This window comes from Pricia sp. (assembly GCF_041745955.1).
Classification (GTDB): Bacteria; Bacteroidota; Bacteroidia; order Flavobacteriales; family Flavobacteriaceae; genus Pricia.
Genome location: NZ_JBGTHY010000518.1, coordinates 1 through 12,574, shown reverse-complemented (window position 1 = coordinate 12,574; position 12,574 = coordinate 1). Strand labels below are relative to the sequence as shown.

Here is a 12,574-nt window from a genome sequence, read left to right as displayed (position 1 = left end):
GGAGAACCCCACCTATAATGTAGCCCGTGTAAGCGACTATATCTTTACGGACAGCCCTAGGGATCCCACCAAATACTACAACTACGGTTTTTACGTTCAGGATCAGATGAAATGGGACAAATTCCAGTTTTTGCTCGGTGGAAGGCAGGAATACTACAACGATGTGACGAATTTTGACCGGCCCGACGAGGAGACCACTACCCAGAGCAAATTTCTGCCCCGTGTCGGAATGGTCTATTCCGCTACCGATAATATCAACGTATATGGAACGTATACTGAAAGTTTCCAACCACAGGGGGTTTCCGCTTTGACCAACCCCAATGCCGGTGGGCCGTTCGACCCCCTTAACGCCTATATGGCCGAGGTAGGGGCAAAAGGAGAATTTTTCAACGACCGGCTCGCGGCAAACCTGGCCGTGTATTACATCGAAAACAATAATATACTGGTCAACGCCAACGAGCCCAATAATCCCGAACTGTTGCGGCAACGGGGAAAGGAGGAATCCAAGGGAATCGAGCTGGACATCAACGGCCGTATCCTGCCCAACCTGAGTCTCACGGCGAACTATGCCTATAACGAGGCCGTCATCAGTGAGAGCGACGACCCGGAAGAAGTGGGCCTACGGAAGGAGAACGCGCCCTTGCACCAAGGGGGGCTTTTTGGGAAATATACCTTTGAAAGAGGCGGTCTGGATGGTATCGCCCTGACTTTGGGAACCAATTTTGTGACGGAACGGAATACCTTTGAGCGTGAGCTGCAACTGCCCTCCTATATCGTGGCAGATGCAGGGGTTTCCTATAATGTGGACAGGTTCAACATCCGTTTCTTGGTCAACAATGTCTTTGACAGAACCCACTGGGTCGGAGGGTACAGCTATGTGCGCCTCTATCCCGGAACCCCTAGGAATTATCTGCTGAGCGTGGGCTATACCTTTTAACGAATGAAGCTGAAAAAGAAAACATTCTTTAAGATCCATAGCTGGATAGGCATCCGGTTGAGCGTCTTGTTCTTCATCGTATGCTTTTCCGGTACCTTGGCCACGCTCAGCCACGAGATGGACTGGCTCTTCAATCCGGATGCGCGCGCCGAACCGCAAAAGGAACTGGCCCCAAGAAATCAAATAATGGCCAATTTCGGGAAGGAGTACCCCAACGCAAAGATGACCTTCTGGATGCGGACGGACGAGCCCTATCTGTGCGATATCCTCTATAAGGAGGAAGGCAATAGCAAGAGTTATGTGTTCGCCAACCCTTATACGGGGGAAATCCAAGGGGAGGCCCAGATCACTTTTCAGCGCTTTTTTAGGGATCTGCACTATTTCCTCTTTATTCCCTTTCAAGTGGGGAATTACTTGGTCCTGGTCTTTGGGTTCTTATTGTTGGTTTCTTTGGTCACGGCACTGGTCTTCTATAAAAAATGGTGGCGGAAACTCTTTGAACTCCAGACCGGCAAGGGGCCATTGGTATTTTTCAGGAGCCTACACCGTCTGGTTGGGGTCTGGTCGGTCCCCTTTACCTTGCTATTTTCCATTACCGGGATATGGTATTTTCTGGAACGGGCAGACATCGCGGACATTGGTACAAACGCAAATCCAAGGGCACCGGTTGTAAAGGGGCTCCTGAACGGGGGGAACAAAGAAGCATTAGACCCGAACGATTTAGACTATGACCGTGCCGCCAAAATTGCAGAAGCACAGAGACCTAACCTAAAGGCGGGCGATATGGTTCCCAGCAGGGAAGCTTCCGGCAGTATCTATATCACGGGAAAAAGTGATGTGCCCCTGGTGAGGCAACGTGCCAATCGGGTTTATCTGAATCCTAAGACGTACGAGGTAATGCAGACCCAAAAAGCTACCGAAATCGGAACGGTAATATTCATCAACGATATGGCCGACCCCTTGCATTTTGGTAATTGGGGCGGGCTGGCCACCAAGATTATCTGGTTTATTCTGGGTCTGGGAATTTCGTCCCTTATACTAAGCGGAATCTGGATAACGCTAAAGCGGAAGGCGATCAAACGTAAAAAGAGCAAGCAAAAAGTAATGGGTATTTGGCGTTATATCAATTGGGGCGTTTACGGCGTAATGCTGTTTTTTATGTATTACGTCATCATAGACCGTTACCGTGTTTCGACCTTTGCCATTACGATAATAAGTCTGGGCTGGACGGTTTTTGCCGCTTTGGCCTATTACATTTTTGTTTATCGATTAAACAAGGTGGCTCAAAAAAGTATTGCTTAAAAAGGATAAATTTTCTATTCTTTGTCCAAAGCAAGCCAATATCGCGTACCCTTCAAATCTCCCGTTTTGAGCACTATTCCTTTATCGACCAGATTCCGGCGACCGTTGGTCAACATGGTATGCCACTGGAATAACCGGTCATGGGTCAATGGTTTGTCATACGTTCGGTGCAGGTCTACCATCATTTCCGAGATCCCGAATTCCATTTACTTAGGGCTTACTCAAAACGTAAAGTCCGAGTTTCCGCCCCCGTGGACCTAACTTTGTTCTAAACTTAAACGCAACTCTGTTGCGTTTAACCGTATTTTAGTTACTTTTGTTGGGATTTTCAACAATGGAAAGCAGATAAACGATGGATACAGACGAAAAAATACGCGAAAAGCTACGACACGAACTCAATGGGGACGCTCATTTGATGACCTCCGTAGAGACCCCGATGAGAACCGATGCCTTTGCCCGGTCCGACGATGAAAAAATCAACACTATTGAAAAACTGTTCGCCGGTATCATGGAAGAACTGGGCCTAGACCTCACCGACGATAGCCTGAAAGGCACGCCCTACCGTGTGGCCAAAATGTACGTCAAAGAAATGTTCGCCGGGCTGGATCCGGCCAACAAGCCGTCACTTTCGGTATTCGACAATAAATATCGGTACAACAAGATGCTGGTGGAGACGGATATCTCGTTCTCATCGGCCTGCGAGCACCATTTCCTGCCCATCATCGGCAAGGCCCATGTGGCGTACATCTCCTCGGGCAAGGTAATCGGGCTGTCCAAAATAAACCGGATAGTCGATTACTACGGCCGTAGGCCACAGGTGCAGGAGCGCATGACCCTGCAAATATTCAATGAGCTAAAAGAGGCGTTAGGAACAGATGACGTGATGGTCGTGGTAGATGCCGAACACTTGTGCGTATCCACCAGAGGGATAAATGACAAAACCAGCCGTACCACTACCTTGGAGTATGGGGGCAGGTTTACCGACCTCAAGATGAGGAACGAGTTCTATCAGCTGGTCCAAAACTGTGGGGCATGAGCAAACAACAGGCAACGGAACTCCTGAAACCACTGAAAAAATGAAGCGCTCGACCTTTCTCAAAAACATGGCAGGATTCGGTATCGCAAGCCTTGGCGGCTGCAGTACCGGTACCGCAAACTCCGACATCGCCCGCCTCAAACAAGAACTGGCAACGGCCTGGGAGCGTTCGGAAAAAATGACCCTTACCAACGTGGACCAGATGCCATCCGAACTGTTCACGTTCAAATATACCGACGAGGCCATGAGCTTTTCCGAACAGTGGCGGCATTGCGTCATCTATACCTGTGGACAGATCGCCGGGCGAACGGGCATCGAAAATCCCTATGAAAACATCAAACTGCCCGTACAAATCCCCAAGGAGGACGTCATCCGAGAGCTGAAAAAGATGTACGGCTTCGTACGTACCTCCATTCAGGAAATGCCGGGCGAAAAGCTCCAAACGGATTGCGATTTTGCGGGGGATACCATCCCCGTATGGAGGCTGTTCTATGCCCTTGAAAATCACATTGTCCACCATCGCGGACAATGTGTGGTGTACCTGCGCCTGAAGGGCGTAGTGCCACAAGGATATTACGGTTGGTAAGCCTTTTTACGATTGGCCTGGTCGAAATACGTCCATCTTGTCCCGATGCGTTCCCAGAAACGGCCCTTCGATGAGGTCCATGCAATAGAGAATGGCCGCAGGCACATACTGTAGGCTCACCGATCATGCGGAAAATGAGCTTTTTCTGGTCGTTCAGGGCATAAATAAGGGCAGGCAACCTGTAAGCCGCCCGCCCAAAAAGAACTATTCGGAAATATTCAGAATTACTCGATGTTCAGCACAAATGTCAGGTCAAAATCCGTATCCCCGTCATTGACATCGGAGGTAGCAGTTTTGACATCCGGTTGGTGCTGTAGCCTCGCCGTGAAAGAACCGTCCGCAAGCACGTCGCCAGCCGTCCATGTAGTGCTTAGGCCTACCGGATTGCCGTTTTCGTCCATATCGGCATAGTTCAGGGGATCGGTGGCGTTGTCGATATTGCCATTACCTGCCGGATCAGTAAAGGCATCCGCGGAAAAGGAGAAGAAAAACTGGTGCTCATTGTCTTCTTCCCTGATTTCCGCAGCGATATCCTCAGGGTCGCTGGGGTCGAGTGCGTTGAGTACTTCAAAACCCAACGTATACGTGGCCCCGGAAGTCAACGTAATTTCATCCAGAATTGTCAGTTCCTGCACGCCTATGCCGTCAGGATCCTGCGCCCTTGCCCTTACTACATCGGATCCATCCGCAGTATTGGTAAAAACAAGGTTCACGTCGGTAAATACTTCCAAAACGTTTTCCTCTTCGGGAGCATCGTCGTCGTTACTACAGGAGGTCAACACCGCCCCGCCCAATAAAAGGGCGTACTTTCCATACTTCTTTGCAACTTCTAATACATTCGTTTTCATTTGACTTAGATTTAAAATTAATAATCGGTTTAAAATTTATAATTGATATTTAAAATAAAATTCCTTCCGGGCTCGTCCGCGAAATACCGCATCTGGTTGAGATAATCCCGGTAATTTGTATTCAATATGTTCAGCACTTCCACTTGCCCCCCGAACCTACCGCGTTGCCACTCCCAACGAAGGTTTCCGAGGCCATACCCGGCAGGGGCATCCTTGAAATCAAAGATCGGCGACTCCGGGGTAATCGTAACATCCCCGTCAATTAGCTGGGCCGGGGTTACCGTACGGGGTGCCTGGAACTGCCTGAAGGTATAGGAGGTCCGTAGCGTTAGTTTTGAGGAATCCAGACCAAGGAAAAGTGGGGTATTCCAAGAAATATCGGTATTGATATTAACGGGGGGCTGATTAATGAGCGGGTCGTTTTTATCCACGTTTTGAGACCATAAGTAGCTGGTACCGACCGTTCCCTTGATTTTTTCTGTGAAGTTCCGTGAGTAGGTCAGGTCCGCCCCGACGAACAGCGCATCGGCCTGGTCATAGATGAATACAGGTGTCGGCCCCCTAATCGTACCGATAACGGCCACCGGCCGATCGAAGATGTAGTTGTCGATAAAATGGGTGTAAGCGGTCAGGGTCAGGGCATGGCCATCCTTTTGACGGGACAGTTCGGTGATCCACTTATACCCCTTCTCCGGTTCGGCCGCCCCATCGTCTTCGGTCAAGACCCGGTCGGTACGCAATTCGCCGTCGTCACTGGTGTAATAGCGCCATAGGCCGAACTGGGTCTTGAATCCCTGTTGGCCAAAGCTGTACAGTTCCGCCATATTAGGCGTGCGCCAGGCGGAGCCCAGGTTCGTTCGCCAATGCCAAAAGGAAGAAATTTCATGTACGAGGCCAAGGGATGCCGTGACATTGGTGAACGAATACTCGTTCCTAAAAATCGACTGATCAGGCTCACGCCCCCGCACCGAATTGTTTTCATGGTCTATCCGTACCCCGAACTCATAGGTGTTACTCCTTTTTTTGACACTTTCGATCACAAAGGCACTGAACCTTCGCGTGTTATAGTTCGGAATGAACGGGGTGGTACCGGTACCGGGGTTGTTGTCGTTGTTCTGGTAAAAATATTCAAGGCCCAAGGTACCCTTAAATCCCGCTATAGGCGTATGGACCCATTCCAGGCGTGCGTCGCTGGTTCCCAGCTCCAGGTCTATGATGGGCAGGTCGGCATTGCGCCTGACGTCATATTCTTCCCTAAGGTTTATCTGCCGGCTCAGCAACAGCGACACTTTGCCCAGGTCGGAGTACCAGTCTACGGTCGCGGTCGCCAAATGATGGACCGTATTTTGCCTTGGCTCGTTGATCCGGTACGAAAAATCCCTGATGATCAAGGGTTCGTCCGCTTCTAGAGAGCGGGCAAAAAGGTCCCCGCTTTCCGCTACCGACGAGCGCAGCAGTCCCAGATCCTGTCCTACATAACTGTAATACCCTTTAAAATCCCATTTTGGCAGATGGTAACGGAACCCGGCATTGGCCGACCGTTCTTCCATGCCCGTATTGGTAAGGGAATAATCGGGCGTACGCCGGTCGCCGTTTTTGATATAGTTCGCGCCCAAGTGGTAGCTGAACTTGTCAAAACCCTCTCCGAAATCGGCATTGGCATGGTAGCCCCTTGCATTGGTCTGGTAGCCGGAGCTGACCTTCCCGTTAAGTTCTTCGGAAAGATTTAATGGATTTCCCTCTACAACTACCGCCCCGCCCAGTGCCTCCGGCCCGTACCGTACCCCTGCGGCCCCTTTGAGCACCGATATCCGGTCCGCGCCGGCGATGTCTATTTCGGGGGCATGGTCGCTGCCCCAGTTTTGAAAGCCGTGCTTTACCCCGTTGTTTACGATAAGGATGCGGTTTCCGTTCAGGCCATGGATAACGGGCAGCTGTACATTGGCCCCTGTGGAGGTAAAGGTAACGCCCTGTATATCGCCGATGGCGGAGGCCAGGGAACGGGTGGACTTAATAGCCAGCTGCGCCGCGTCGATTTTATCCACGGCCATCGACCGCATACCGCCCACGATGGCCTCGCCCTCCACCACCACGCTTTCCAGTTCGAGGGTAGTCGGGGCCAGATAAATCAGCGGATTCCCATGGTGCGTGTCATGGTGGTGACGAATGGGTTTGTAGCCCATACTGGAACATTCGAGGTCAAATTCCGTTCCGCACAGCTTGTCCAATACAAAGTTGCCGTTCTCGTCCGCCACGGTCGCGCGTTCAGTGTCCACGACCACTATCGTAGCGTAGGGAATGGGCTCTTGGTTTTCCGCGTCGAGGATACTGCCCCTTATTTCGTAGGCACAGGGGTCGTCGGGAGCCTGCCCGAAGACCGGGAATATCCCTATAAAAAACAGGGTCAAAAGGGAGTACAGCCCCTGTATCTCAATGGATGTGTTTATCTTCCGCAAGAATAGTTCGGGTTAAAGGGTACGTATGGAGCCCATCGCCTTATGGCAATGGCGTTGAAATGAATCTAAATTTGAAGCCAGGCCGCCGTCCTGCCGGTAGAGAAGGGCAGGATGGATACGGTACATCAAAATTGGGGAGGGGGCGTACCGATCTCCAGTCCGGGCGGGAAATAGCGTCCGGTATAACGAAAGAAGTGATTTGCCGCCATGGCATCTGTTATCGAAGCGGTATGGACCACGGTGCGGTCCTGAAAAAACAAAGGAGGGAAAAAATAGGAGGAACCCAGGGAACGGTCGGACATGGGATCGGTCTGCCCTGGCATCATATCCGCCAGCACGCATTGGGCCCGGCAATCCTCATCATGGTGACGTTCTTGCCGACATTCCATTACATGTTTATCAAAATCCGTATAAAAAATGGTCAAGGTAATGACAGGGCCAAAAGTACCCAACAGCATGAATACCGTCAGCAGGACGGTACACCGGGATTTTAGCTTTTCTTTGTCCGGCCCAAAATAGGAATCTTGAATACGTAACATAGGCGCAATGTTAATCAAATTTAATTTCAATTGCAACACGGTTGCATTTAAAAAATAATCATTAAGTTGCAGATCGCTTATGGTATCGACCATAATTAGGAACCTAGGATGCCTGTTACCCATTTTTCAGTATATTTACGGCTTAGAATGAAATCGTTTTTCAAACATAGCGTCTCCCTCTTTTTCCTCGCCAGCTTCCTGCTGCTCAGAGTGGTGAACGTACATGAGTTTTCCCATATTTTCTCGGATAGCGATGCCCAACACTGCGAGCCATGTGTACTTATTGCCCATGGCCACCAGGGGACACCCTTGGATATGGGAACGGTACAAACGGATTTTTCTTTACAAGGCCCTTTTGACGGTGCGCAGGTAACGGTGGCTACACTTTATACCGCCCCATATCAAAAAACGCTTCACTCCGATTACTTCCACAATAAGCCGCCCCCAAGTTATTCATTGGGATAATTACGGTTCTTTTTTAGCGAATATTTCTTTAAATAGATTGTTGTCTATCACTTGATCGAGTATCAACTGCAAGTATATCCTATTGCATAGGTATACCTTACCACTTGTTGATCCATTCGCGGTTATCCCTTATTTATTGACTACGGAGGGTTCTTCCCTCTACTGCTTTTTGTTCAATATATAAACATGGATAATGAAAAAATTACCAGTAACCGTATTAAGCGGTTTCTTGGGCGCTGGCAAGACCACGCTGCTCAATCACATACTACATAAGAAGGAAGGCCTGAAAGTGGCCGTCATCGTCAACGATATGAGCGAGGTCAATATAGATGCCCAGCTCGTAAAGAACGAAAATACGCTTTCGCGTACCGAAGAAAGGCTCGTTGAAATGAGCAACGGCTGTATCTGCTGTACCCTTCGCGAAGACCTGATGATAGAGGTCGAAAAATTGGCCAACGAAAACAGGTTCGACTATCTGTTGATAGAAAGCACCGGTATTTCCGAGCCTATTCCCGTGGCGCAGACCTTTAGTTTCGCCAACGAGGACGGCAGTATCGACCTGAGCCGTTTCAGCTATGTCGATACCATGGTCACCGTGGTGGACGCCTTTAATTTCCTGAAGGATTTTTCCAGTCCCGATTACCTGACCTCCCGCGACCTGACGGATATCGAGGGCGACGACCGCACCATTGTGAACCTCTTGACGGACCAGGTGGAATTCGCCAATGTGATCCTACTCAACAAGGTCGATCTGGTCACTGAGTCAGCACTGCGCAAACTCTATGATATCCTGCACAAACTGAACCCGGGCGCGCGCATCCTGCCCTCCAAAAATTCACAGGTAGCCTTGAAGGAAGTATTGCATACCGGCCTGTTCGATTTCGAAAAGGCCGAGACCTCGGCGGGATGGATACGGGAGCTGGAAAACGAGCACACCCCCGAAACAGAGGAATACGGCATCGGGTCGTTCGTCTTCCGCCATAAAAGACCCTTTCACCCCGACCGCTTTCTTGAGTTTGCCACCGCACGTTTCCCTCCATCCATCATACGTAGCAAAGGACTCTTTTGGCTGGCCTCCCGGTCTGACCAAGCCTTGATCTGGAGTTCTGCGGGCGGCTCGCTCAAGACCGATCCCGCCGGGGTTTGGTGGGCCTCGATGCCCTTTTCCGAACACATCGAGTATGCCGCCTTTGTCAATAACCAAAAACTAATCGAATCGGAATGGGCCACCCCGTTCGGCGATCGCAAAAACGAACTGGTCTTTATCGGACAGCACCTGCGGAAGGACACCATTATGGCACAGCTCGAAGCCTGTTTGCTGACGGACGAAGAAATAAAGGCCTGGAACCGGGGCGAATGGCCGAAGAAGGATTCATGGCCCATCCCACAACATCAAGAACAAACCCATTAATACTAAGGACTATGATCATCACGAACAATCTCGTAAAAAAGTACGGCGATTTTACCGCCCTTGATAAACTGGTACTTTCGGTCAAGGAGGGCGAAATCTATTGCCTTCTCGGTGCCAACGGGGCCGGTAAGACGACTGCCATCAACCTTTTGCTGGGCTTTATCGAGCCTACTTCAGGGAGTGCTTTTATTAATCAGTTGGATGTGAAGGAAAACCCCTTGGAGACCAAACGGTTTTTGGCCTACATCCCGGAAAACCTCATGCTGTACCCCAGCCTGAGCGCGGTGGAGAACCTCGACTATTTTTCCGGTATCGGGGGCAAAAGCATGAACAAAAACCAGTTGGAAGGCTTTTTGGAAGAGGCCGGGCTCCAACCGGAGGCCTTCCATAAACGTATCGAGAGTTTCTCCAAGGGGATGCGCCAAAAGGTGGGCATCGCCATCGCGCTGGCCAAGGATGCCAAAGTGCTATTACTAGATGAGCCCACCTCGGGGCTGGACCCAAAGGCGAGCAACGAGTTCGGCCACTTGCTCCGAAAACTGAAGGGCAAGGGGGTCGCCACCCTCATGGCCACCCACGACCTTTTCCGTGCCAAGGAGGTAGCTACGCATATCGGTATTATGAAGGACGGCCAATTGCGGCAACAGTTCGTCACTTCCGATATATCCCTCTCCCAGTTGGAAAAGACCTATTTGGAAACCATGGAATACAAAACACTGACCTCATGATACGAAAAACGATCGCAAAGGAAATCAAGGAAATCGTTCGGGACGGACGTTTTAAGATCGCTGCCCTAATTGTATCCGTGCTGTTGCTTATCGCCGTGATAATTGGCTATGTGCAATACCGAAGTACCCAAGAGCAATATGCCGCCGCCAAGACGCACGAACGAAATATTTGGCTGGACCAGGGAAACAAGAATCCCCATTCCGCCGCCCATTACGGCACCTATGCCTTTAAGCCCAAATATCCGCTTTCGCTTTTGGATCAGGGCGTGGACAAATACACCGGGGTGTCCATTTATCTGGAAGCGCACAAACGCAACGAAGCCGCCTATAGTCCTGCGGCCGACCAGACCGGGCTTGCCCGTTTCGGCGACCTGACTCCCGATTTCATTTTGCTGTTTATCCTGCCCCTGCTCATCGTATTGTTGGGCTATAACGCATTTACCAAAGAGCGGGAAAACGGCACCTATGTCCTGGCACAGAGCCAAGGGATGCCGAACTGGAAACTAACCTTGGGCAAATGGGCGGGTACTCTGGTGCCCATCGCTACGATTCTCACAGTACTCTTCCTTATCGCGGGCATCCTACTTGCCAATCTCACCGATTACGGGCCGTTCGAATGGACTTCCCTTTTTGCGGTCTACGGGGTGTACCTTATCTACTATATGATTTTTACCAATCTGGTACTATTTGTTTCGGCCATTTCCAAAAATTCCGGTATCTCGTTGGTAAGTGGATTGGCCCTTTGGATATTGGCCTGTTTTGCCGCTCCCAAGGCGGCCAGTTCCATAGCCGACAAAAAGTATCCCTACCCCACAAGACAGGAATTTGCCACTAACGTTCTAGGGGATAAAAAGAAAGGCTTGGACGGCCACGATCCCTTTAGTAAGGAGGCGAAAGTTTTGGAACAAAACCTGTTACAGGAATACGGGGTGGACAGCGTGGTCCAATTACCCTTCAATTTTGACAGCTATATAATGCAAAAAGGTGAAGAACACGATGCCGCCGTTTACTTTAAGCATTACGACCATCTAAGGCAACAGGTCAACAAACAACATGACACCTACCATAGCCTCGCCGTAGTCTCCCCATTTTTGCCCACCCGATTTTTATCGATGGCCCTGGCGCATACCGATTACCAGACCCATTGGGCTTTCGCGGATGCAGCCGAAAAATACCGTATCGATATGCAGGCCGCCCTGAACGGCGACATGACCAAGAATTCAAGGACTGGGGATTGGGATTATCCCGCCGACCCTTCCTTTTGGGCTTCGATTCCTGAATTTGATTTTGAGCCCTCGACGCTTGCGTCCACCCTAAAGCGAAATACGGGAAACCTTGGCATATTGGGCATTTGGCTTTTGGTTTCTTCCATATTCCTTTTTATTTCACCAAAAAATCAAATGAAATGATTAAGTATATCTATAAATATGATCTGATACTGCTGTTTAGGGCGAGTTGGATACAGGCATTGTTGCTCATTTTCCTTTTCATTTTCCTCTTTGCAGGGTATAATGGAAAGCAACAAACCATTGCCCGCAACTCGGAAATAGAAAAGGCCAGGACAGAGGTAGCCTCGAACGATGCGAAAATGAGGATACTTCTTGATTCCATTGAAAGGGGGCTTACCATAACCAGCGAGCCTTATTGGACCCTGCCGAACGAAGCTGCCGCAGTCGGCAACTATTATCCAAGAGTGGCCTATAAGCCCCCTTCCGATCTTTCGTTCGTTGCCTTGGGGCAGAGCGATATCTATACGCATACCGTGAAACCGATCTTGAGGAGCGATGCCACCAACCTCCACTTTACCGAACTAAGAAGTTCCGTAAACCTATTGTTCGGAAGTTTTGACCTTGCATTTGTAATTGTTTATTTACTGCCGCTCATCATAATTGCGCTTAGCTACAATGTACTGTCCTATGAAAGGGAGCACGGCTCTTTAAAACTGCTCGCTTCCCAACCCATTTCAATCTTTAATTGGACCTTTCAGAAAGTCATATTCCGATACATCACGATATCGGTCATGATTATCCTCACGTTGCTTATTACATTTTTAGTGAACGGGGTCTCCATCATAGAAAATTTTACCGGCTTTGTATGGTTGGCCGCATTAAGCCTTTTATATGCCCTTTTCTGGTTTGTTGTCGCATTTGTTGTCAACCTTTCCGCAGGATCATCCGCAAAAAATGCGATTACCTTGCTAGGTATATGGGTGCTTTTCGTATTATTGATCCCTTCTATCCTGAACCTTTCGGCCAATACGATTTAC

General features: G+C 49.7%; 13 protein-coding genes. 9 read left to right on the top strand and 4 right to left on the bottom strand.

Annotation, left to right across the window (positions count from 1 at the left end):
* On the top strand, positions 1–937 hold a 937-nt coding region (locus tag ACEW8S_RS18520; RefSeq protein WP_373519591.1), incomplete at its 5' end, for a TonB-dependent siderophore receptor.
* 3 nt (positions 938–940) lie between these two features.
* A complete protein-coding gene (locus tag ACEW8S_RS18515; protein ID WP_373519590.1) occupies positions 941–2,239 on the top strand; it encodes a PepSY-associated TM helix domain-containing protein in 1,299 nt (432 codons plus the stop codon).
* Between the two features lie 14 nt (positions 2,240–2,253).
* On the opposite strand, the gene ACEW8S_RS18510 is transcribed toward ACEW8S_RS18515, so the two are convergent.
* Complete coding sequence (locus ACEW8S_RS18510) at positions 2,254–2,445, bottom strand: hypothetical protein (RefSeq protein WP_373519589.1); 192 nt, start codon at positions 2,443–2,445, stop codon at positions 2,254–2,256.
* Positions 2,446–2,591: 146 nt separating this feature from the next.
* Between ACEW8S_RS18510 and folE the strand changes: the two genes are divergently transcribed.
* A complete protein-coding gene (gene folE / locus ACEW8S_RS18505) occupies positions 2,592–3,275 on the top strand; it encodes a GTP cyclohydrolase I FolE (protein ID WP_373519588.1) in 684 nt (227 codons plus the stop codon).
* Entirely contained in the window at positions 3,265–3,861 is a 597-nt protein-coding gene (locus ACEW8S_RS18500; protein WP_373519587.1) for a DinB family protein, read from the top strand. Before folE ends, ACEW8S_RS18500 begins: the two co-directional genes overlap by 11 nt.
* A gap of 224 nt (positions 3,862–4,085) precedes the next feature.
* Here the strand turns inward: ACEW8S_RS18500 and ACEW8S_RS18495 are convergent, their stop codons facing one another.
* From ACEW8S_RS18495 to ACEW8S_RS18485, 3 genes are all read right to left on the bottom strand, one after another.
* Positions 4,086–4,709 carry a GTP cyclohydrolase gene (locus ACEW8S_RS18495; protein ID WP_373519586.1) on the bottom strand — a complete coding sequence of 208 codons (624 nt, stop codon included), beginning with the start codon at positions 4,707–4,709 and terminating at the stop codon, positions 4,086–4,088.
* 29 nt (positions 4,710–4,738) lie between these two features.
* Positions 4,739–7,165 (bottom strand): TonB-dependent receptor, encoded by a 2,427-nt coding sequence (locus ACEW8S_RS18490; protein WP_373519585.1) that lies wholly within the window; start codon positions 7,163–7,165, stop codon positions 4,739–4,741.
* A gap of 125 nt (positions 7,166–7,290) precedes the next feature.
* Complete coding sequence (locus ACEW8S_RS18485; RefSeq protein ID WP_373519584.1) at positions 7,291–7,704, bottom strand: hypothetical protein; 414 nt, start codon at positions 7,702–7,704, stop codon at positions 7,291–7,293.
* Between the two features lie 147 nt (positions 7,705–7,851).
* On the opposite strand from ACEW8S_RS18485, the gene ACEW8S_RS18480 reads away from it, so the two are divergent.
* The 5 genes from ACEW8S_RS18480 to ACEW8S_RS18460 form a co-directional block, all read left to right on the top strand.
* Entirely contained in the window at positions 7,852–8,169 is a 318-nt protein-coding gene (locus tag ACEW8S_RS18480; RefSeq protein ID WP_373519583.1) for a hypothetical protein, read from the top strand.
* A 193-nt stretch (positions 8,170–8,362) separates the two neighbouring features.
* Positions 8,363–9,580 (top strand): GTP-binding protein, encoded by a 1,218-nt coding sequence (locus ACEW8S_RS18475; protein WP_373519582.1) that lies wholly within the window; start codon positions 8,363–8,365, stop codon positions 9,578–9,580.
* 11 nt (positions 9,581–9,591) lie between these two features.
* A complete protein-coding gene (locus ACEW8S_RS18470) occupies positions 9,592–10,308 on the top strand; it encodes an ABC transporter ATP-binding protein (RefSeq protein ID WP_373519581.1) in 717 nt (238 codons plus the stop codon).
* Positions 10,305–11,717: a DUF3526 domain-containing protein gene (locus tag ACEW8S_RS18465; RefSeq protein WP_373519580.1), complete on the top strand. Its 1,413-nt coding sequence runs from the start codon at positions 10,305–10,307 to the stop codon at positions 11,715–11,717. Before ACEW8S_RS18470 ends, ACEW8S_RS18465 begins: the two co-directional genes overlap by 4 nt.
* Positions 11,714–12,574, top strand: an 861-nt coding sequence (locus ACEW8S_RS18460; RefSeq protein ID WP_373519579.1) for an ABC transporter permease, incomplete at its 3' end; no start/stop codon positions are given. The genes ACEW8S_RS18465 and ACEW8S_RS18460, both read left to right, overlap by 4 nt.

What these genes read in the sequence shown, in the direction of transcription:
- ACEW8S_RS18515 (WP_373519590.1), top strand. Translation starts at nt 941, where the DNA reads ATGAAGCTGAAAAAGAAAACATTCTTTAAGATCCATAGCTGGATAGGC.
- ACEW8S_RS18475 (WP_373519582.1), top strand. Translation starts at nt 8,363, where the DNA reads ATGAAAAAATTACCAGTAACCGTATTAAGCGGTTTCTTGGGCGCTGGC.
- ACEW8S_RS18495 (WP_373519586.1), bottom strand. Translation starts at nt 4,709, where the DNA reads ATGAAAACGAATGTATTAGAAGTTGCAAAGAAGTATGGAAAGTACGCC.
- ACEW8S_RS18470 (WP_373519581.1), top strand. Translation starts at nt 9,592, where the DNA reads ATGATCATCACGAACAATCTCGTAAAAAAGTACGGCGATTTTACCGCC.
- ACEW8S_RS18480 (WP_373519583.1), top strand. Translation starts at nt 7,852, where the DNA reads ATGAAATCGTTTTTCAAACATAGCGTCTCCCTCTTTTTCCTCGCCAGC.
- folE (WP_373519588.1), top strand. Translation starts at nt 2,592, where the DNA reads ATGGATACAGACGAAAAAATACGCGAAAAGCTACGACACGAACTCAAT.
- ACEW8S_RS18465 (WP_373519580.1), top strand. Translation starts at nt 10,305, where the DNA reads ATGATACGAAAAACGATCGCAAAGGAAATCAAGGAAATCGTTCGGGAC.
- ACEW8S_RS18510 (WP_373519589.1), bottom strand. Translation starts at nt 2,445, where the DNA reads ATGGAATTCGGGATCTCGGAAATGATGGTAGACCTGCACCGAACGTAT.
- ACEW8S_RS18485 (WP_373519584.1), bottom strand. Translation starts at nt 7,704, where the DNA reads ATGTTACGTATTCAAGATTCCTATTTTGGGCCGGACAAAGAAAAGCTA.